Origin of the sequence: Mesorhizobium sp. CA14, from assembly GCF_020165195.1 — a bacterium.
GTDB lineage: Bacteria > Pseudomonadota > Alphaproteobacteria > Rhizobiales > Rhizobiaceae > Mesorhizobium.
Map to the genome: position 1 here is coordinate 323561 of NZ_JAIUHR010000002.1, position 20317 is coordinate 343877.

Consider the following 20317-nt stretch of genomic DNA (forward strand, 5'->3'; position numbering starts at 1 on the left):
GCCCGTGCTTGCCCGGCGGGACAAAGCTTCGCTTTGCCCGTGCTTGCCCGGCGGGACAAAGCTTCGCTTTGCCCGTACAAGCCTCCGCCTTGCATGTGCATGACAAGATTTTCTCGCCGCTATAAGGTCCAGCCATGACCGACGCCGCCCTGACCGACGAAGAGCTCGAACGCTATGCCCGCCACATCGTGCTGCCGGAGATCGGCGGGCCGGGCCAGCAGAAGCTGAAACGGGCGCGGGTGCTGGTGATCGGCGCCGGCGGGCTCGGCGCGCCGGTGCTCGAATATCTTGCCGCTGCCGGCGTCGGCACGCTCGGCATCGTCGATGACGACACGGTTTCGCTATCCAACCTGCAGCGGCAGGTCATCCATGGCAGCGACACGATCGGCATGGCCAAGACCGACAGCGCCGCCGCGGCGATCATGCGCGTCAACCCCAACGTCACGGTGGAATCGCATCGCCTGAGGCTGACGGAAAAGAACGCCCCTGCCCTCGTCGCGCGCTACGATGTCGTTGTCGACGGCTCCGACAATTTCGAAACGCGCTACGCGGCCGCCGATGCCTGCGCCAGTGAGAAGAAACCCCTCGTCACCGCGGCCGTCGGCCGTTTCGACGGCTCGGTAACGGTGCTGAAGCCGTTCGAGACGGGCGCGGACGGCAAACGCAATCCGAGCTATCGCGACCTGTTTCCGGAAGCTCCGCCCGAAGGGCTGGTGCCGTCCTGCGCGGTTGCCGGCATCGTCGGCGCGCTGACGGGCGTCATCGGCACGCTGGAGGCGATGGAAGCGATCAAGCTGATCACCGGCATAGGCGAGCCGCTGATCGGCCGGCTGCTGCTCTATGACGGGCTGACGGCCCGCTTCGACACCATCCGCTACAAGGCCGTCTGAGCGCATGGACCAGAACGTCGGCATCTCCATAACCGGCCTTCCAGCGGATTTCGATCGATGGGACGACCTGCTCGCGCTGATCCGGCGCGCCTTTGCCTATATGGACGGTGTCATCGACCCGCCCTCCTCGGCGCATCTTTTGACCGCCGAGGCGCTTGCCGCGAAGGCGAAACGGGAAACCGGGCTTCTGGCCCTCGAAAACGGCCGCATCGTCGGCTGCGTCTTCGCGCTGGAACGGGCGCCGGATTTCTATGTCGGCAAGCTCGCGGTCGAGCCGCGGCTCCAGGGCCAAGGCGTCGGAACCCGGCTGATGCGGGCGGTCGAGGATCTCGCCCGAGAACGCGGCAAGGATGCGATCGAGCTGCAGACCCGCATCGAACTGAAGGCAAACCATGCTGCCTTCGCCCGGCTCGGCTTTTGCGAGGCCGAGCGCACGGCGCATGAGGGCTATGACAGGCCGACCTCCATCACCATGCGCAAGGTGCTGTCTTGAGCCTTTCGCTCAGCCCGGAAGAACAGGCGATCGCCGCCAAGCAGGACGGCCCGGGCATGGCGATGCGCATCGTCGCCGAAAGCGCTCGCCTGCTCGGCGCGCCGCGGCTGATTCCGATCGCCTCCAGCCATATCGATGGCGCGCTGTACCACGGGGATTCCGGCACGCTGTTCGCCGAAAAACTGGTCGAAGGCGGTGCGAAGGTCGCGGTACGCTCGACCCTCAATGTCGGGGCGCTCGACCTGATGGGTTGCTCGCGTATCCGCCTGGAAGAGCCGCAGCGCGGCATGGCGCGGCGGATGATGGAGGCCTATCGCAAGCTGGGCTGCGAGCAGAGCTGGACCTGCGCGCCCTATCAGGCCGGACACAGGCCCGCGCTCGGCAGCGACGTGGCCTGGGGCGAGTCCAACGCGGTCGTCTTCTGCAATTCGGTGCTGGGCGCGCGCACCAACCGCTATGGCGATTTCCTGGATATTGCCTGCGCCATCACCGGCCGCGCGCCGGATTACGGCCTGCACCGGCCTGACAATCGCCGTGCCCGGCTCGTTTTCGATGTCTCGGGCCTCTCGCCATCCTTCCTTGCCTCGGAGATCGCCTGGCCAGTGCTGGGCAGCCTCTATGGCCGCGAGGTGGGCAATGCGATCGGCGTCGTCGCCGGCTTGGCCGCTCATCCCGGCGAAGACGCGCTGAAAGCCTTCGGCGCGGCGGCCGCATCGTCCGGCGCGGTCGGCCTGTTCCACATTGCCGGCGTGACGCCCGAGGCTCCCGACATCGAAACCATTCTGGCCGGGCCGGAGCCGGAAGCGGTGATCCGCGTAACGCCCGGCATGGCGGCTAAGGCCCGCGCGGGCCTGTCGACCGCGGCAGCGACCAAGACCATCGACGCGGTGGCGATCGGCAGCCCGCATCTGTCGAACGCCGAGTTCGAGAGCCTGGAACGGCTGATCGCCGGGCGGCGGCTCACTGTCCCGATCTATGCCTGCACCGGCCGTCACGCGCTTGCTCCGCTGGAGCGGGACGGCCGGCGAAAAAGGCTCGAGGCGAGCGGGGTCGTCATCGTCGCCGATACATGTGTGGTGGTGACGCCGATCATGCCGGAGCTCGGCAACGGCGTGCTGATGACCAATTCGGGCAAGTTCGCGCATTACGCGCCGGGCAACACCGGCTATGCGGTGCTCTACGCCTCGCTCGCCGATTGCGTCGAAAGCGCGGTCCTCGGCAAGCCGGTCTTCACGGATATCGCCGCATGAGCGCAGCAGCCGAAATCCTGGTGCCGGGCAAGGCGGGCGAAGGCGAAGCGCTGGTGCTGACGGCGCCGATCAGCTTCTGGGGCGGCGTCGACCCGAAAACAGGCCGCATCGCCGATGTCCGCCATCCGCAGCATGGCGAAATCATCGCCGGCCGGGTGCTGTTCCTGCCGGGCACGATCGGCTCGTCATCCGCTTCGGCGGTGCTGATGGAGCTGGTCCATAATGGCCGGGCGCCGGCCGGCCTGGTGCTGCACGAGCCGGACGCCATCCTGCTGCTTGGCCTGATCGTTGCCCGTGAGATGGGCTGGGAAACGCCGATGGCGGTGCGGCTTGGCCGAGACGCGTTCGAAACCTATGGCGGCAGGGTGAGAATAGCCGAGGATGGCGCTCTCAGGCGAATAAGCCTCAGGTCCTGAGCGGCAGCACGCGGTCCGGCGGGCGGTGGCCGTCGAAGAAGGCGCGGATGTTGATGATCACCTTCTCGCCCATGTCGATGCGGCCCTCGAGCGTGGCCGAGCCCATATGCGGCAAAAGCACCACCTTGCCCTTGGCGGCAAGCCTTAAGAGCTTGCTGTTCAGCGCCGGCTCATGCTCGTAGACGTCGAGGCCGGCTCCGGCGATCTTGCCGTCATGGATGAGCTTGATCAGCGATTCCTCGTCAATGATATCGCCGCGCGCGGTGTTGACGATATAGGCCGAAGGCTGCATCAGCGCGAGGCGGCGGCCGGACAAAAGGTGGAACGTCGCCGGCGTCGACGGGCAGTTGACCGAGATGATGTCCATGCGGGCCAGCATCTGGTCGAGGCTTTCCCAATAGGTCGCCTCCAGTTCCTCCTCGACGGCGGGCAGCACGCGGTGCCGGTTGTGGTAGTGGATCGACAAGCCGAAGGCCTTGGCCCGCCTGGCAACCGCCGTGCCGATGCGGCCCATGCCGACGATGCCGAGACGTTTGCCCCAGATGCGCCGGCCAAGCATCCAGGTCGGCGACCAGCCGGCCCATTTCTTCTCGCCCGTCAGCACATTGGCGCCTTCGGCGAGCCTGCGCGGCACGGCGAGCATCAGCGCCATGGTCATATCGGCGGTGTCTTCGGTGAGCACATTGGGCGTGTTGGTGACAGTGATGCCTTTCTTGGCGGCGGCCGCGACATCGATCTTGTCGACGCCGTTGCCGAAATTCGCGATCAGCTTGAGGTTTTCGCCGGCCTGGGCGATCAGCGCGGCGTCGATATGGTCGGTGATGGTGGGGACCAGCACATCGGCTTCCTTGACCGCCGCGACGAGCTCCGGCTGGGTCATCGGCCGGTCCTCGACATTCAGCCTTGCGTCGAACAGCTCGCGCATGCGCGTTTCGACCGGATCGGGCAGCTTGCGCGTGATGACGACGAGGGGCCGTTTTTTGCCTGCCATTTTATCCCCGAAGCTTCCTCGAAACCGATCTCGTTGAGACCTCTTTAACCAAGACCGGCGAAACTTGTAGCCAGTCGCGGCATCAGCCCACTCCTGTAACAAGCGGTGCCGCCGAAGACAAAGAAAAAGGGGCGCTCATCCCGACGGACCGGCGCCGAAAGGAACGAAAGTGTCTGGTTTCGCGTCACTTCGCCTGGCCTTCAGCGCAGCCATTCTCGGCGCCCTGCTTTGCGCGCCGCAGGCTTTGGCGCAAGGCGCGGCCGCGCCGGCTCAAACCATAACGCTTGGGCCGAGCGGCCTGCCGCTGCCGCGCTTCGTCAGCCTGAAGCCGGCCCGCGTCAATTCTCGCGTCGGCCCCGGCGCCAATTATTCCGTCAACTGGATGTATCTGAAGGCCGGCCTGCCGATGGAGGTCATCCAGGAGTTCGACACCTGGCGCCGCGTGCGCGACGCCGACGGCGCGGAGGGCTGGATCAACCAGTCGCTGCTCTCGGGCCGCCGCACCGCGATCGTCGCGCCCTGGCAGCGCGGCAAGGGCGGGCGAATCAACCTGCTCGACGAGCCCGACAAGGATGCGGGTGTGATCGCCATCATCGAGCCGGGCGTGATCGGCTCGATCAAGAAATGCGACGGCCAATGGTGCGAGATGACCTTCGACGGCCACACCGGCTGGATGGCGCAGTCGCAGGTGTGGGGCGCCTATCCCGGCGAGAAGGTCAAGAACTGAGTTCGCTAGCCTTGCTGTTGCGGTCGCGGCCGATGCGGCCGAGATGCGTATCCTGAAAACCGGTGGGCAGCTTGAGGCCGTAGCCGAGGGCACGGTCGATGGCGATATGCGCGATCCAGATGAGCGCCACGGCGGTCGTGATCGGGCCGGCGAGCAGCGCGCCCGCAAGCAGAAGCACGAGCGGGGCAATCAGGATATGCAAGGCGTTGTAGGTGACGGCGCCGACGTTTGGCCCGGCGAGATAGCCCAGCATCGACAGGTCCGGCGCAAGGATGAGCAGCGCAAACAGCCACCAGGAAAAACCGGAGATCGCATAGCAAACGATCGCCAATGCAGCGACGGTGGCCCATTCAAACCGGACAATCAAATCGACGGGCCGCATCGCCACGGGATCAGTCGCCGCGCTTCGGGCGAAGCCTCACGACGATGTCGACATTGGCGATCTCCATGCCTTCCGGAGGAGCCGGCAGGTTGGAGACGGTCACCGGTCCGCTTTCAATATCGAAAATGCGATTCTCGCCTTCGATGTAGAAGTGGTGGTGATCGGACGTGTTGGTGTCGAAATAGGTTTTCGACCCTTCGACCGCGAGGATGCGCAGCAGGCCAGCCTGGGTGAACTGGTGGAGCGCGTTGTAGACTGTCGCCAGCGAGACCGGCACGCCGGCGGCGATCGCCTCTTCGTGCAGTTCCTCGGCCGAAAGATGGCGGTCGCCCTTGGCGAAAAGCAGATCGGCCAGCGCAATGCGCTGACGCGTCGGCCTCAGGCCGGCTTCGCGAACCCGCTTGTCCACAGCGACATTTTCCTTCCGGTAGCCCGAATCCATCTCTTTGCGTCGAAGCTTGCTGCCCAGCCCATCAACAGGTCCAGAATGGCAAAAAGACGTCAAAAGCCAAAACCGGACATCAGCCGACATATATTCTGTAGTCCAAATGCGATCAATAGCGCGCATTGACCCGGGCAGGCGCACGGGTTAAGCGCAAACGCCGGTTTCCGGCCGCAAACAGAGTGTGTTAGGAAACCAACGAGAAGGGCGCCCTGCCGCCCGCGAAAGAACACGGGGACAGAAATTTGATGGCGGATCAAAAGTCCAGCTACGATTATGAGGAACTGCTTGCCTGCGCCCGCGGCGAGCTGTTCGGTCCGGGCAATGCCCAGCTGCCCTACCCGCCGATGCTGATGTTCGACCGCATCACCGAGATCAGCGAGACCGGCGGCGCTTTCGACAAGGGCTTCATCCGCGCCGAATTCGACATCAAGCCGGATCTTTGGTTCTTCGCCTGCCACTTCATCGGCAATCCGATCATGCCGGGCTGTCTCGGCCTCGACGCCATGTGGCAGTTGACGGGTTTCTATCTCGGCTGGCTGGGCGAACCGGGCAAAGGCATGGCGCTTTCGACCGGCGAGGTGAAGTTCAAGGGCATGGTGACGCCATCGGTGAAGAAGGTCGAATACGGCGTCGACTTCAAGCGCGTGATGCGGGGCCGGCTGGTGCTCGGCATCGCCGATGGCTGGCTCAAGGCGGATGGCGAACCCATATACGCGGCTACGGATCTAAAGGTCGGTCTGTCCAAGCAGCCGGCCGCCTGACCGTTTTTCGCCACGGCGTCGCGTAGCCAATGGACGCCACGCCAGTTTATTTGCGTATGATCAAAAGCGAAAACCGGCTAGGTTTTTCGCCCGAATACGCCGGAAGGAGTAGCGAATGAGACGGGTCGTAGTGACAGGGCTCGGCATTGTGTCGTCGATCGGCAACAATGCCAACGAGGTGCAGAGCTCGCTTTACGATGCCAAATCCGGCATCAGCTTTTCCAATTCCTTCGCCGAACACGGCTTCCGCTGCCAGGTCTGGGGCGCGCCGACGCTCGATCCCACCCCGATGATCGATCGTCGTGCCATGCGTTTCCTGAGCCAGGGCGCGGCCTGGAACCACGTCGCCATGGATCAGGCGATCGCCGATGCCGGCTTAAGCGAAAGCGACATCACCAATGAGCGGACCGGCATCGTGATGGGCTCCGGCGGGCCTTCGACCCGCACCATCGTCGAAGCGGCCGAAACCACGATCAAGAACAACAGCCCCAAGCGCATCGGCCCGTTCGCCGTGCCGAAGGCCATGTCGTCGACGGCGTCTGCCACCCTGGCGACGTGGTTCAAGATCCACGGCGTCAACTACTCGATCTCGTCGGCCTGCTCGACCTCCGCGCATTGCATAGGCAATGCCTATGAGCTGATCCAATGGGGCAAGCAGGATATGATGTTTGCCGGCGGCCACGAGGACCTCGACTGGACCATGTCGGACCTGTTCGACGCCATGGGCGCCATGTCGTCGAAGTTCAACGACAATGCATCGGCCGCTTCGCGCGCCTATGACGTCAACCGCGACGGCTTCGTCATCGCCGGAGGCGCCGGCGTGCTGGTGCTGGAGGAATTGGAACACGCCAAGGCGCGCGGCGCGAAGATCTATGCCGAGATCGTCGGTTATGGCGCGACATCCGACGGCTACGACATGGTCGCTCCTTCGGGCGAAGGCGCTATCCGCTGCATGCGGCAGGCGCTTGCCACGGTGCCATCGCCGGTCGACTATATCAACACCCACGGCACCTCGACGCCGGTCGGCGATTCCAAGGAAATGGGCGCCATTCGCGAGGTGTTCGGCGACAAGATGCCTTACATCACCTCGACCAAGTCGCTCACCGGCCATTCGCTGGGCGCGGCCGGCGTGCAGGAATCGATCTACTCGATCCTGATGATGCAGGGCGGCTTCATCGGCGAGAGCGCCCATATCGAAGAGCTCGATCCGGAATTCGAAGGCATGCCGATCGTGCGCAAGCGTATCGACAATGCCAAGATCGACACCGTCCTGTCCAATTCCTTCGGTTTCGGTGGCACCAACGCAACGCTGATTTTCCAGCGCTATTCCGCATAAAGCCGGCGTTTTTATAAGGATTGCCTTTTATGGACGGGTTGATGAAGGGCAAGCGCGGGCTTGTCATGGGTGTTGCCAACGACCATTCGATCGCCTGGGGCATCGCCAAGAGGCTGTCGGAACATGGGGCGGAGCTCGCCTTCACCTACCAGGGCGACGCCTTCGGGCGGCGGGTCAAGCCGCTCGCCGAGAAGGTGGGCGCCTCGCTGATCGTGCCCTGCGATGTCGAGGACAGCGCCTCGGTCACCGCGACTTTCGAGACCCTTCGTGAAGCCTGGGGCGGGCTGGATTTCGTGGTGCACGCCATCGGCTTTTCCGACAAGAACGAGCTGAAGGGCCTCTACGCCGACACCAGCCGCGACAATTTCGTGCGCACCATGGTGATCTCCTGCTATTCCTTCACCGAGATCGCCCGCAACGCCGCTGCGCTGATGGGCAATGGCGGCTCGATGATCACCCTCACCTATGCCGGCTCCGTCAGAGTGATGCCGAACTATAACGTCATGGGCGTCGCCAAGGCCGGGCTGGAGGCCAGCGTGCGCTATCTCGCCAACGACTACGGCCCGCGCGGCATCAGGGTGAACGGCATCTCGGCCGGGCCGGTGCGGACGCTGGCCGGCTCCGGCGTGTCCGACGCCCGCCACATGTTCTCCTACCAGCAGCGCAATTCGCCTTTGCGGCGCACCGTGACTATCGACGAAGTCGGCGGCTCGGCGCTCTACCTGCTCTCCGACCTGTCGTCGGGCGTCACCGGCGAGATCCACTATGTGGATTCCGGCTATCACATCGTTTCGATGCCGGCACTGGAGGAATTGAAGCAGAACGACGGCATGCGCGAATAATTTGCGGCCGCGATAGTAGCCTTCCAGTAAAATTGCATGCATCGGGGGAAACTCATTTTAAGGAGATGTCCGCTATAAGGCCCTGTAATCCGGGGACCATGCATGCCCGCAGTCAGCAATCCCAAACGGACTCCGCTGTTCCGGCTGATCACCATCGCCAGCTCGGGCATGGGCAGTTTCATCCTTGGACTATGGGGGCTGCGGTTCGGCTTCGGCGACGGCATGGCCGGCATGCCGGCCGAAACGATGGCCGGCATCATCGCAGCGCTCTGCGCTTTAGCCGCCGGCGGTGCCGCGCTATCGTTCTTCGCGGGCGTCGATGAATCGGTGGCCTATGTCTTCAAGGAAACCCATTTCGACAAGCTGACCGGCCTTTTGTCGCGCCAGGCCATGGTCGGCAAGATAGCCGAAGCTGCCTCCGCGACCATTCGAACCGGCGAGCCGGTGTTCCTGATCGACATCGATATCGACCGCTTCAAGCAGATCAACGACGCCATCGGATACAGCCAGGGCGACGAGCTGATCCGCGCCTTCACCGACAGGCTGAGGGATAACATACCGAAAAACGCGGTGATCGGGCGTATCGGCGCCGGCGAATTCGGCGTGCTGCTGCCGGATTGCGACATCAGGGGTTCGATCGAACGGCTCATCGAAAAGCTCATCAACGAGATGATGGAGCCCTACCAGCTGCGGAGCCATCTGCAGTCGGTCAGCCTGTCGGTCGGCATCGTGGCGATGCCGAAGGACGGCGTCGACCCGGTCCTGGTCCTGCGCCGCTCGAACCTTGCGCTGCAGAACGCGCGTGCCAGCGGCATTGGCAACTGGTCCGTTTTCCACGCCGATATGGGCCGCGTGGCGGATTATCGGCAATGGATCGAGTCGGAGCTGAAGACGGCCTTCGACCGCGGCGACTTCAGCCTCCACTACCAGCCGCAGCTCAACCTGCCGAGCGGCCGTGTCGTCGGCTATGAGGCGCTGATCCGCTGGAAGCATCCGGAGCGCGGCATGATCCCGCCGATGGAATTCATTCCGATCGCCGAAGAGACCGGCATGATCAATCCGATCGGCGAGTGGGTGCTGCGCAAAGCCTGCGGCGACGCCCGGTTCCTGCCGCAGGACTGCTTCGTCGCCGTCAACATCTCGCCGGTCCAGTTCATGACCAGGGACTTCATCGGCATCGTGCGGGACGTGATGGAATCGACCGGCATCAGGCCGTCGCGGCTGGAGCTCGAGGTCACCGAGACGGCGATGATGCAGGATCGCGACCGCGCCGCGGCGATCCTGGAGCAGCTTGCCGAGATGGGTATCTCCGTGGCCGTCGACGATTTCGGCACGGGCTATTCCAATTTGAGCTACCTGATCGACTTCTCTTTCGGCAAGCTGAAGATCGACCGTTCCTTCGTCAGCCGCATCGACACCGACTCCAGCTCCGGCGCGATCGTTTCGACCATTGTCGGCCTGTCGCGGGCGCTGGGCGTCGGCATCATCGCCGAGGGCGTGGAGACCGAGAATCAGGCCACGCTGCTTCAGGCGGCCGGCTGCGAGGTTGTGCAGGGCTATCTGTTCGGCCGGCCGGCGCCGCTCACGGTCGAACTCGGCGAAGCGCGGCCCGCCTTCGACACCCGCGAACCGGCCCGCATCGTCAGCGTGCAGTAAAGCGCCTCGCTTTTCCTGGCGCAATTCCGGCCGGAAACCGCTTCACTGGAATTGCTTCAGCGGCGCGCCGAAAACACCTTGAACATGCCGTCGCGGGCAATCTCGGCATGGCTGGCAAAGGCCGCCGAGAGCACCTGTTCGTAAGGAAGCTGGCGATTGGCTACCATGAATAGGCGGCCGCCCGGCTTCAGCGCCTTCGACGCGGCGCGGATCATGCCGGCGCCGATGTCCGGCTCGGCGGCACGGCCGCTGTGGAATGGCGGGTTCATGACGATCGCGTCATAGCGCCGCTCGACTGCCTCGGTGAGCAGATCGATCCAGAAGAAGCGCGGCTCGATGGCATCCCCGTAGACGTTCAGCCTGGCTGCTTCTAGGGCCTCGAAATCCGCTTCATAGAGATCGAGCGCTGAGAGACGCTGCGAGCGCTGCCCGACCTCCGCCGAAAGATATCCCCATCCAGCGCAGAAGTCGGCGACATTGCCTTTGAGATCGTGAGGTAAGTTCGCGGCCAACAGTTTCGAACCGGCATCGATCCGATCGAAGGAGAACATGCCAGGCTGGGTTTTGAAGCCGCCCTCAAGGACAAAATCGGGGTTGCCGAAGCGCAGCGTCGCGGCCGCCTCCGAGCCGGTCCGCCGCAACCAGAAAGCAACGCCGTGGTGCTTGGGCAGATGGCCTTCGAGCGGCGCCAGCGCGTCGATCCGCTTTCGCAAGCTGTCGATGCCGTCTTCCTTGCCACCGGCAATGACAACCAATCCACCCGGCGCCACACGCTCGATGGCCTCGGCTATGCGCCGCTCATTCTGGCCGCGATGGCGGCCCGCAAGCACCAGGGCCATGTCGAAGCCGGAACCTTCCACGCGCGGCGTGACAGTGTAGCCCGACGCCTGCAAGGCCCGAAAATGTGGCCGAAAGCCTTGCACGAGATGCAGCGCCGCGTCGAAGCCGGCGGGCAAACGGAAGCCGGGCTCCGCGCCGAGAAAAAGGACGCGGGCATCCTTTCTGGGCAGAGGCAGCGCCTCGGCCTCGAACGGGTAGAACAGTGTCTTCAGCGGCTCCGCGGCCATTCACCTTGCTCCGTAGAACTCTTTGCAGTGCCCTGAAACAAAACGGGCGCGACCTCGCGGCGCGCCCGTCTTGAATTATCCGGTCAAACCGATCAGGCGGCGTCTTCCTCGCCGTCCGACTTCTTCTTGTCCTGGACGATTTCCTTGCCGGTCGCCTGGTCGACGACCTTCATCGACAGGCGCACCTTGCCGCGCTCGTCGAAGCCCATCAGCTTGACCCAAACCTTGTCGCCTTCCTTGACGACGTCGGAGGTCTTGGCGACGCGCTCATTGGCGAGCTGCGAGATGTGGACGAGACCGTCGCGAGGGCCGAAGAAGTTGACGAACGCGCCGAAGTCGGCCGTCTTGACGACGGTGCCTTCGTAGATCTCGCCGACTTCCGGCTCGGCGACAATGGTGTGGATCCACTTCTTCGCCGCCTCGATCTCCTTGGCGTTCGCCGAAGCGATCTTGACCGTGCCGTCGTCCTCGATGTTGATCTTGGCGCCGGTCTTCTCGACGATCTCGCGGATCACCTTGCCGCCGGAGCCGATGACGTCGCGAATCTTGTCGGTCGGGATATGCATGACCTCGATGCGCGGCGCGAACTCGCCGAGCTCGGCGCGGGCGCCGGAGATCGCATGCGCCATCTCGCCCAGGATATGCAGGCGGCCGTCCTTGGCCTGGGCAAGCGCGATGCCCATGATTTCCTGGGTGATGCCCTCGATCTTGATGTCCATCTGCAGCGAGGTGACACCGTTGGCGGTCCCGGCGACCTTGAAGTCCATATCGCCGAGATGGTCCTCATCGCCCAGGATGTCGGAGAGCACCGCGAAACGCTCGCCTTCCTTGATCAAGCCCATGGCGATGCCGGCAACCGGCTTGGCCAGCGGCACGCCGGCATCCATCAGAGCCAGCGAGGTGCCGCAGACGGTCGCCATTGACGACGAACCGTTAGACTCCGTGATCTCGGAGACGACACGCAGCGTGTAGGGGAACTGGTCGGCGCTGGGCAGCATCGGGCGGATGGCGCGCCAGGCGAGCTTGCCATGGCCGATCTCGCGACGGCCCGGCGAACCCATGCGGCCGGTTTCGCCGACCGAGTAGGGCGGGAAGTTGTAATGGAGAAGGAACTTCTCCTTGTACATGCCGGTCAGTGAATCGACATACTGCTCGTCCTCGCCGGTGCCCAGCGTGGCGACGACCAGCGCCTGGGTCTCGCCGCGGGTGAACAGCGCCGAACCATGGGTGCGCGGCAGAACGCCGACCTCGGAGACGATCTTGCGCACGGTCTTGAGATCGCGGCCGTCGATGCGCGAGCCGGTGTCGAGGATGTTCCAGCGCACGACTTTGGCCTGGAGCTCCTTGAAGACGCTGCCGATCTGCTCGGAAGTGTACTTGGCTTCCTCGCCCTCGGCCGGAGCGAACGCGGCCTTGACCTTCGCCTTGACGGCGTCGACCGCGGCATAGCGCGACTGCTTGTCGGTGATCTTGTAGGCCTCGCGAAGCTCGTCGCCGACCACCTTCAGCATCTCGGCTTCGAGCGCGGAATAATCCGGCGCGGTGAAGTCGCGCGGCTCCTTGGCGGCGACCTCTGCCAGCTTGATGATCGCCTCGATCACCGGCTGGAAGCTCTTGTGGCCGAACATGACGGCGCCGAGCATCAGATCCTCGGAGAGTTCCTTGGCCTCGGATTCGACCATCAGCACGGCATCGCCGGTGCCGGCGACGACGAGGTCGAGCTTGGATTCCTGCATCTCGTCGATGTGCGGGTTGAGCACATATTCGCCGTTGATGTAGCCGACGCGGGCGCCGCCGATCGGGCCCATGAAGGGCACGCCCGAAAGCGTGAGCGCGGCGGAAGTGGCGACGATCGACAGGATGTCGGGATCGTTCTCGAGGTCATGCTGCACGACGGTGACGACGATCTGGGTGTCGTTCTTGTAGCCGTCGGCGAAAAGCGGGCGGATCGGACGGTCGATCAGGCGGGAAACCAGCGTTTCCTTCTCGCTCGGACGACCCTCGCGCTTGAAGTAGCCGCCCGGGATCTTGCCGGCGGCATAGGTCTTTTCCTGGTAGTTGACGGTAAGCGGGAAGAAATCGAGGCCTGGCTTCGGCTCCTTCATCGAAACGACGGTGGCCAGAACGACGGTCTCGCCATAGGTGGCGAGCACCGCGCCGTCGGCCTGGCGCGCGATCTTGCCCGTTTCCAGGATGAGCGGACGGCCGCCCCATTCGATTTCTACTTTGTGTTGATTGAACATGTCTTGTCCTTCATATGCGGAAAGGGCCGCGCCGTCCTAACGGCTACGGGTTCTCCCTTCCCTGGCTTCCTTCGGGCAGCCACGGGCAAGACAACGGGGTGCTCGATCAAATCCGGCTCATGAGCCAAGCGAGCACCCTGCAATCCTGCCCCATGACCGTCCATGGGCGGTTCCGAATGGCCCTCTGCACGTCCGGAACCGGGTTTGGCCGTTTGATCGGCCGGCTTTGCGCATGACGCCGGAAACCGCTGTTTCCAGAACGCGCCCTGCGCGAATGCAGATTTGGAGAGCGCATCGCGCTCAGGCATTATCGCACCGGACCATCCGATGCGCCAATGCGCGACCGGCGGGCCCCCTTCGAGAGCCCGCCGGTCAATTCGTCAGCGACGCAGACCGAGCTTGTCGATCAGCGTCTGATAGCGCGCGTCATCCTTGCGCTTGAGGTAGTCAAGCAGGCTGCGGCGCTGGGAGACCAGAGCAAGCAGACCACGGCGGGAATGGTTATCCTTCTTGTGATCCTTGAAGTGCTCGGTCAGGTTCTTGATGCGCTCGGAAAGGATGGCAACCTGGACTTCCGGAGATCCGGTGTCGCCCTTGGCGGTTGCGAATTCGGTCATCAATTCCTTCTTGCGATCGGCAGTGATCGACATCGTGCTTTTCCTTATCTGTTGGAGGAAACGGGACGCCTTCAGCCGGGATGTCGTCCAGCAGAGGCCAGTGCAAGCGACGCGTCAGGGCGCGAAGCTGCGGCGCATATAGTGCAATTCCGGAAAAAACACCAGCCCAATTGTCAAGCCGGCTTGTCGCAGGTTCCGGTTGCGAAAACAGGCGAATTCAAAGGCTAATGCATGTCGCCCAGAAGCGTGCAGCGGTCCTGGGGAAACGACATGCATCAAAACAAAGGCCTAAAGCGCGTAGCCTGAATCCGTTTCATCGCGACGCGCTTTAGAGCCACTTCTTCCATTTGAAGAACGCAATCAGACCGACCGCAACGATCCCCATGAACATGAGCGAGGCGGGATAGCCGTAATAGGCTTTCAGCTCGGGCATGTTCCAGGGCGAGCTTTGCGGATCGAAATTCATGCCCCAGACGCCGACCAGGAAAGTCAGCGGCATGAAGATTACCGAGACGATGGTCAGGTAGGAAATGACGTCGTTGGTGCGGGCCTGGGTCAGCGAGACATGCATCTCGATCAGGCCGGTGAGCATGTCGCGCTGGTTCTCGACCAGCTCGATCAGGCGCAGCGAATGATCGAGCGTGTCATTGAAGAAGATCTTGGTCTCGGCCTTCACGAAGGGCACGTCGTTGCGGATCAGCGTCGCCAGCGCGTCGCGCATCGGCCACAGAACGCCTTTCAGCACATTGGCGTCGCGCCTCAGTTCATGCAGCTGCCGCATCTGATGCTTGTGCGGCTTGTCCAGCATCTCGTCCTCGATGCCGTCGACCGTTTCGCTCGCCGCCTCGATGGGCGGGAAATAGCTGTCGACGATAGCATCGATCAGCGCATAGGCGAGATAGTCGGCGCCGCGCGAACGCAGCCGGTTGGGCATCGCGCCGGCAATGCGCTTGCGTACCGGATCGAACGGATCGCCCTCGCGTTCCTGGAAGGTGACGACGAAATTGCCGCCGAAGAACAGCGCGATCTGCTCGTAGCGGTGCGAGGTGACGTCGTCGATCATGCGCATGACGACGAAGGCATGATTCTCGTAGAAATCCACCTTGGGCCGCTGCCCGGTGTTGACGACATCCTCCAGCGCCAGCGGGTGCAGGTTGAAGATGCGGCCGATCTCCTCGATCAGCGGGATGTTGGCGAGCCCCGTGCAATCCAGCCACACGGCAGGCCATTTCTGGCAATGGGTGTTGAGATCGTCGATCGAGGCATTGTCGATGGTTTCGTATTTCTGGGGCGAGATCAGCGTCAGCCGAAGCTCGCTTCGCCGCGCCGCCGGATCGGCGATAAGCGTGCCGGGCGACGCGCCGACCGGTGGTCGACGGGTTTTCAGCGGCGCCCGCTTCTTGCCAGTGTCAGCCTTGGCCATGAGATCCCTGAAGTATCGGCACTCAGCGGAGCTTAGACGACCGGATTCACCCGGCAAAGACCCGCTTGGGCTTGAACATACCCTGCTCGATGGCGCCGATGGCGACGAGCTTGCCGCGCGCTGTGGCGCAAGCCTCCTCGGCCTCGACCGGCGCATCGCGACCGCGAATGATGACGGGATTGCCGAGGCGGATCTTCGTTGCCGCGTCGTCGCTGACGGCGACCTGCGGCAGGCAGTCGAGCGCTACCGCCGTTTCGACCAGCAGCGCGTCGATGGCGCTGAAATCGATCGGTGCCTCCGCTTCGTCCGGGGCCGCTTCTGTCTTGTCGCCAAAGCGGGCTGATTCCAGCTCGGCAACCGTGACGAAATCCTCCGGCGTGAACGGCTCGACCTCTACGCGGCGCAGTTCGGCGATGTGGCCGAAGCAGCCGAGATCGCGACCCATGTCGCGGGCCAGCGAGCGCACATAGGTGCCCTTGCCGCATTCGACCTCGAAGACGGTTCTGTGGGCACCATGCTCGACGATGTCGAGACAGCCGATTTCAATTTCCCGCTCGGGTATCTCGACCGTCTCGCCGTCGCGAGCGAGATCGTAGGCGCGCTCGCCGGCAATCTTGATGGCCGAGAATTGTGGCGGCGTCTGCATGATGACGCCGGTGTAGTTCGGCAGCAGCGCCTGCACTTCAGCCTCGGACGGGCGACGGTCGGAACTTTTGGTGACCGGGCCTTCGAGGTCGTCGGTCGAGCGCTCCTCGCCCCAGGCAACGGTGAAGCGGTAGACCTTGGCGCCGTCCTGCACATAGGGAACGGTCTTGGTCGCCTCGCCGAGCGCGATCGGCAGCATGCCGGAGGCGAGCGGATCGAGCGTGCCGGCATGGCCGGCCTTCTCGGCCTGGAACAGCCATTTGATCTTGGACACGGCCTCGGTCGAGCCCATGCCGACCGGCTTGTCCAGCACCACCCAGCCGGAGACCGGCCGCCCCTTCTTCTTGCCGCGACGCGCCACTATTCCTAGTCCTTGTCGTTGTTCTTGCCATCGTCGAGATCGCGCGCGACTTCGGGCGATTTCAGCAGTTCGTTGATCTTCGCGAAATTGTCGAAGGACGTGTCGAGCCGGAAGCGGAACTCCGGCATGTACTTCATCTGCCTGAGCGCGCCGGAGACGCGGCCGCGGATGAATTTCGCGTGCTTGTTGAGCGCCTCGACCACGACGCCCGTATCGGCCGCGCCAAGCGGCGAGACGAAGGCGGTGGCGATCTTGAGATCGGGCGACATGCGCACCTCGGAGACCGAGACGACGCTGTTCTCGATCACCGGATCGATGATCTCGCCGCGCTGCAAGGTCTCGGAAAGGGCATGGCGCACCTGCTCGCCGACGCGCAGCATGCGCTGGGAGGGGCCTGATGTTGTCGAACGGGGCATTTTTCCTGGGTCCTGAAATCGTGGAGCGCGGGCTGGGACCACGCCGCATGTCTCAAATGCATGAGCGGCCGGGGCGGCAGCCTTGCGGCAGCCGCCCGTTTCATTTCGGCAAGTATACCCGAATTTAGAGCGTCCTGCTCACCATCTCGACGCGGAAGCACTCGATGATGTCACCGACGCGCATGTCCTCGTAGTTCTGGAAGGCCATGCCGCATTCCTGGCCGCCGGGCACTTCCGAAACCTCGTCCTTGAAGCGCTTGAGCGTCTTCAGCGTGCCTTCGTGGACGACGACGTTGTCGCGGATCAGGCGCACGCCCGCGCCACGCTCGACCTTGCCTTCGGTGACGCGGCAGCCGGCGATCTTGCCGATCTTCGAGATGTCGAAAATCTCGAGGATCTCGGCATTGCCGATGAAGGTCTCGCGCCGCTCCGGCGAAAGCATGCCGGAAAGGGCCGCCTTCACGTCGTCGACGAGGTTGTAGATGATCGAGTAGTAGCGGATCTCGATGCCCGCGGCAGCCGCCGCGGTGCGCGCCTGCGCGTTGGCGCGGACGTTGAAGCCGATGATCGCCGCACCGGACGTCTCGGCCAGCGAGACATCGCTTTCGGTGATGCCGCCGGCGCCCGAATGGACGATCCGCACCCTGACCTCGTCGTTGCCGAGCTTTTCGAGAGCGGCATTGATCGCCTCGATGGAGCCCTGCACGTCGCCTTTGATGACCAGCGGGAATTCCTTCAGCCCGCTCGTCTGCAACTGCGACATCATCTGCTCCAGCGAGCCGCGCTGGCCGGCATGCCTGGCCACCGCCTTGTCGCGCGCCAGGCGCTGACGATACTCGGTGATCTCACGGGCGCGGGCCTCGTTGTTGACGACGGCGAAGCGGTCGCCTGCCTGGGGCGTGCCCTGGAGGCCGAGCACCTCGACCGGCATTGCCGGCGGTGCTTCCGGCACATGCTCACCGCGATCGTTGACAAGCGCACGCACACGGCCCCACTCGTTGCCGGCGACGATGATGTCGCCCGGCATCAGCGTGCCGGTCTGCACCAGCACGGTGGCGACCGGGCCACGGCCCTTGTCCAGCTGCGCCTCGATGACCGCGCCTTCGGCGGTGCGGTCCGGGTTGGCCTTGAGGTCGAGGACTTCGGCCTGCAGCAGGATAGCTTCCAGCAGCTTGTCGAGATTGATGCCCTTGGTCGCCGAAACCTCGACGTCCAGCACCTCGCCGCCCATCGATTCCACGAACACTTCGTGGCGCAGCAGCTCGGTCCGCACCTTCTGCGGGTCGGCGTCGCGCTTGTCGATCTTGTTGATCGCCACGATGATCGGCACGCCGGCCGCCTTGGCATGGTTGATCGATTCGATCGTCTGCGGCATCACGCTGTCGTCGGCCGCCACCACCAGCACCGCGATGTCGGTGACCTGGGCGCCGCGGGCGCGCATGGCCGTGAAGGCGGCGTGGCCGGGCGTGTCGATGAAGGTGATCTTCTGACCGTTCTTCTCGATCTGATAGGCACCGATGTGCTGGGTGATGCCGCCGGCCTCGCCGGAGACGACATTGGCGTTGCGGATGGCGTCGAGCAGCGAGGTCTTGCCGTGGTCGACATGGCCCATGATGGTCACGACCGGCGGACGCGACACAAGGTCCTCCGGGCGGTCGGCGATGTTGAACAGGCCTTCCTCGATGTCGGACTCGGCGACGCGGCGGACGGTGTGGCCGAATTCGGAAGCCACCAGCTCGGCCGTGTCGGCGTCGATGACATCGCCCGGCTTCAGGATCTGGCCCTGCTTCATGAAGAACTTGACCACGTCCACGGCGCGCTCGGACATGCGCTGCGCCAGTTCCTGGATGGTGATGGTTTCGGGCAGGATCACTTCGCGCATGACTTTCTCGCGCGGCTCATTATGAAGCGCGCGTTTGAATTTTTCCTGGCGGCGACGCATCGACGACAGCGAGCGGGCACGCGCGTCATCATCCGACAGCGCCGAGTTCAGCGTCAGCTTGCCGCGGCGGCGATCTTCCTCGCCCTTGGTCGGCTTGGCCGGGCGAGCCACTTCGGGCGTCGCAAGACGGCGCGGCGGCGCGCTGGCTGCGCCACCGGTACCGGTGCGCCTGGGCTTCGCCTCTTCCTCGTCATCGGCCGTGGCGACGTCGGCGGCCTGCGGCGCGCGCCGGCGAGCCTCCTCCTCGGCACGGCGGCGGGATTCGGCCTCGGCCTGCAGGCGCGCTTCTTCCTCGGCCTGACGGCGCGCGGATTCGTCACGCTCGCGCTTGCGGCGTTCCTCTTCCTCGGCGCGGCGCTTGGCATCTTCCTGAGCGCGCAGGCGATCCTCGGCCTCGCGGGCCTTGGAGCCTTCCAGCGCCTTGCGGCGCGCTTCCATCTCGCCGCGCGAGAGTTCGTTCAGAACCATGCCGGAACGCTCCGGCGGCGGAGTCGGCGCCTTGGGCGCTTCCTGCACGGCAGGCGCTGCTGCGACAGGAGCAGCGGCAGGCTTAGGCGTGAAGACGGACGGCGCCACCGGCTCCGGCTTGTCGCCGGGCAGCGAGAACTTGCGCTTCTTGGTCTCCACGACGACCGACTTGGTGCGGCCATGCGAAAAATTCTGGCGCACGGTGCCCTGCTCGAGGCCGGGACGCTTCAGCGTCAAGGTCTTCTTCGGCGTAACACTCAACGTCTTGTCGTCGCCCGATTTCGTATCGCTCATTCCATATCCTCTGCGGCATCATCTTCGTCAGCAACGGCCGCAAGCATTGCCAGATCGTTCGGGGTACCGCCCCGATATCGGTCGAGCGCAACAACGCGCTTCTCAACCGCCAGTCCCGCGTCCTGCGCGAGGACGGCAGCATGTATCACATTTGTACCCCCCAATGCCAAGCTCAACTCGGCCTCGGGGAAAAGTTTGTAGGCAAGGATGGCGGGGCCGCCGAGATGGACGGTTGCCCGCCGCGCCTGACTGATCTTGCGGACGCCATCGTCCGAAGCCTCGGTCGCATGCAGCACAAGCAGTGCCTGGCCGTCGCGCACCGCGCCCTCGACCTTGGCGGCGCCAAGAACGACAGCGCCCGCCTTGCGAGCAAGGCCGAGCATGCCCAGAGCGGATCTGGAGAGCAGCCCGTCGACCATGGCGCCGATGTCGGCCGGAACGGTCACCTGTGCCTTGAAAGCACGGGCAAACAGGTTCTTCGCCGCTGCCTTCTCGATATGTAGGCGATCGGCGGTGACCCAGCAACCGCGGCCGGGCAGATTTCTCTTGATATCCGGAACGACGGCCGAATCCGGGCCGACGACGAAGCGGATCAGTTCATCCGCTTCGGCCTGCCTGCGCGTAACGATGCAAGTGCGATCGTTCATCTCGT

At 64.1% G+C, this 20317-nt stretch carries 20 protein-coding genes; 9 read left to right on the forward strand and 11 right to left on the reverse strand.

Annotation, left to right across the window (positions count from 1 at the left end; translation table 11 throughout):
- Positions 1 to 134 precede the first annotated feature (134 nt).
- From LB565_RS03735 to LB565_RS03750, 4 genes are read left to right on the forward strand one after another with little or no spacing between them, the layout of a single operon-like run.
- Positions 135 to 890 (forward strand): molybdopterin-synthase adenylyltransferase MoeB, encoded by a 756-nt coding sequence (locus tag LB565_RS03735; protein WP_224581814.1) that lies wholly within the window; start codon positions 135 to 137, stop codon positions 888 to 890.
- Positions 891 to 894: 4 nt separating this feature from the next.
- Positions 895 to 1383 carry a GNAT family N-acetyltransferase gene (locus LB565_RS03740; protein ID WP_224581815.1) on the forward strand — a complete coding sequence of 163 codons (489 nt, stop codon included), beginning with the start codon at positions 895 to 897 and terminating at the stop codon, positions 1381 to 1383.
- A complete protein-coding gene (locus LB565_RS03745) occupies positions 1380 to 2633 on the forward strand; it encodes an aconitase X (protein WP_224581816.1) in 1254 nt (417 codons plus the stop codon). Before LB565_RS03740 ends, LB565_RS03745 begins: the two co-directional genes overlap by 4 nt.
- Entirely contained in the window at positions 2630 to 3049 is a 420-nt protein-coding gene (locus LB565_RS03750; protein WP_224581817.1) for an aconitase X swivel domain-containing protein, read from the forward strand. The genes LB565_RS03745 and LB565_RS03750 overlap by 4 nt, the downstream gene beginning before the upstream one ends.
- Here LB565_RS03750 and LB565_RS03755 read toward each other — a convergent pair.
- Positions 3039 to 4040, reverse strand: coding sequence for a 2-hydroxyacid dehydrogenase (locus tag LB565_RS03755; RefSeq protein WP_224581818.1), 1002 nt, complete (start codon positions 4038 to 4040; stop codon positions 3039 to 3041). The genes LB565_RS03750 and LB565_RS03755 overlap by 11 nt on opposite strands.
- 169 nt (positions 4041 to 4209) lie before the next feature.
- Here LB565_RS03755 and LB565_RS03760 point away from each other — a divergent pair, with 169 nt between their 5' ends.
- Positions 4210 to 4767: an SH3 domain-containing protein gene (locus LB565_RS03760; RefSeq protein WP_224581819.1), complete on the forward strand. Its 558-nt coding sequence runs from the start codon at positions 4210 to 4212 to the stop codon at positions 4765 to 4767.
- Here LB565_RS03760 and LB565_RS03765 read toward each other — a convergent pair.
- Positions 4757 to 5149, reverse strand: a complete 393-nt coding sequence (locus tag LB565_RS03765) for a DUF4260 domain-containing protein (RefSeq protein WP_224581941.1) — start codon at positions 5147 to 5149, stop codon at positions 4757 to 4759. The genes LB565_RS03760 and LB565_RS03765 overlap by 11 nt on opposite strands.
- A gap of 10 nt (positions 5150 to 5159) precedes the next feature.
- Complete coding sequence (gene irrA / locus LB565_RS03770) at positions 5160 to 5591, reverse strand: iron response transcriptional regulator IrrA (RefSeq protein ID WP_217575399.1); 432 nt, start codon at positions 5589 to 5591, stop codon at positions 5160 to 5162.
- Positions 5592 to 5839: 248 nt separating this feature from the next.
- On the opposite strand from irrA, the gene fabA reads away from it, so the two are divergent.
- The 4 genes from fabA to LB565_RS03790 all read left to right on the forward strand — a co-directional run bounded on the left by fabA (position 5840) and on the right by LB565_RS03790 (position 10189).
- Positions 5840 to 6355, forward strand: coding sequence for a 3-hydroxyacyl-[acyl-carrier-protein] dehydratase FabA (gene fabA, locus LB565_RS03775; RefSeq protein WP_224514067.1), 516 nt, complete (start codon positions 5840 to 5842; stop codon positions 6353 to 6355).
- A gap of 115 nt (positions 6356 to 6470) precedes the next feature.
- The gene (gene fabB, locus LB565_RS03780) at positions 6471 to 7691 is read left to right on the forward strand and encodes a beta-ketoacyl-ACP synthase I (protein WP_224581820.1); all 1221 of its coding nucleotides are present in this window, start codon (positions 6471 to 6473) and stop codon (positions 7689 to 7691) included.
- 29 nt (positions 7692 to 7720) lie between these two features.
- Entirely contained in the window at positions 7721 to 8533 is an 813-nt protein-coding gene (fabI, locus tag LB565_RS03785) for an enoyl-ACP reductase FabI (RefSeq protein WP_224581821.1), read from the forward strand.
- 102 nt (positions 8534 to 8635) lie between these two features.
- Positions 8636 to 10189, forward strand: coding sequence for a putative bifunctional diguanylate cyclase/phosphodiesterase (locus LB565_RS03790; protein ID WP_224581822.1), 1554 nt, complete (start codon positions 8636 to 8638; stop codon positions 10187 to 10189).
- A gap of 56 nt (positions 10190 to 10245) precedes the next feature.
- Here the strand turns inward: LB565_RS03790 and LB565_RS03795 are convergent, their stop codons facing one another.
- The 8 genes from LB565_RS03795 to LB565_RS03830 all read right to left on the reverse strand — a co-directional run bounded on the left by LB565_RS03795 (position 10246) and on the right by LB565_RS03830 (position 20312).
- On the reverse strand, positions 10246 to 11256 hold the full coding sequence (locus tag LB565_RS03795; RefSeq protein WP_224581823.1) for a class I SAM-dependent methyltransferase: 1011 nt from the start codon (positions 11254 to 11256) through the stop codon (positions 10246 to 10248).
- A 92-nt stretch (positions 11257 to 11348) separates the two neighbouring features.
- Entirely contained in the window at positions 11349 to 13499 is a 2151-nt protein-coding gene (pnp, locus tag LB565_RS03800) for a polyribonucleotide nucleotidyltransferase (RefSeq protein WP_224581824.1), read from the reverse strand.
- 380 nt (positions 13500 to 13879) lie between these two features.
- Complete coding sequence (gene rpsO / locus LB565_RS03805; protein ID WP_027165894.1) at positions 13880 to 14149, reverse strand: 30S ribosomal protein S15; 270 nt, start codon at positions 14147 to 14149, stop codon at positions 13880 to 13882.
- A gap of 295 nt (positions 14150 to 14444) precedes the next feature.
- Complete coding sequence (gene corA, locus LB565_RS03810; RefSeq protein WP_224581825.1) at positions 14445 to 15539, reverse strand: magnesium/cobalt transporter CorA; 1095 nt, start codon at positions 15537 to 15539, stop codon at positions 14445 to 14447.
- Between the two features lie 46 nt (positions 15540 to 15585).
- Entirely contained in the window at positions 15586 to 16545 is a 960-nt protein-coding gene (truB, locus tag LB565_RS03815; RefSeq protein ID WP_224581826.1) for a tRNA pseudouridine(55) synthase TruB, read from the reverse strand.
- 5 nt (positions 16546 to 16550) lie between these two features.
- Positions 16551 to 16961 carry a 30S ribosome-binding factor RbfA gene (rbfA, locus tag LB565_RS03820; RefSeq protein WP_224581827.1) on the reverse strand — a complete coding sequence of 137 codons (411 nt, stop codon included), beginning with the start codon at positions 16959 to 16961 and terminating at the stop codon, positions 16551 to 16553.
- A gap of 124 nt (positions 16962 to 17085) precedes the next feature.
- On the reverse strand, positions 17086 to 19665 hold the full coding sequence (gene infB / locus LB565_RS03825; protein WP_224581828.1) for a translation initiation factor IF-2: 2580 nt from the start codon (positions 19663 to 19665) through the stop codon (positions 17086 to 17088).
- Positions 19662 to 20312, reverse strand: coding sequence for an RNA-binding protein (locus LB565_RS03830; protein WP_224514300.1), 651 nt, complete (start codon positions 20310 to 20312; stop codon positions 19662 to 19664). Before LB565_RS03830 ends, infB begins: the two co-directional genes overlap by 4 nt.
- Positions 20313 to 20317: the final 5 nt, after the last annotated feature.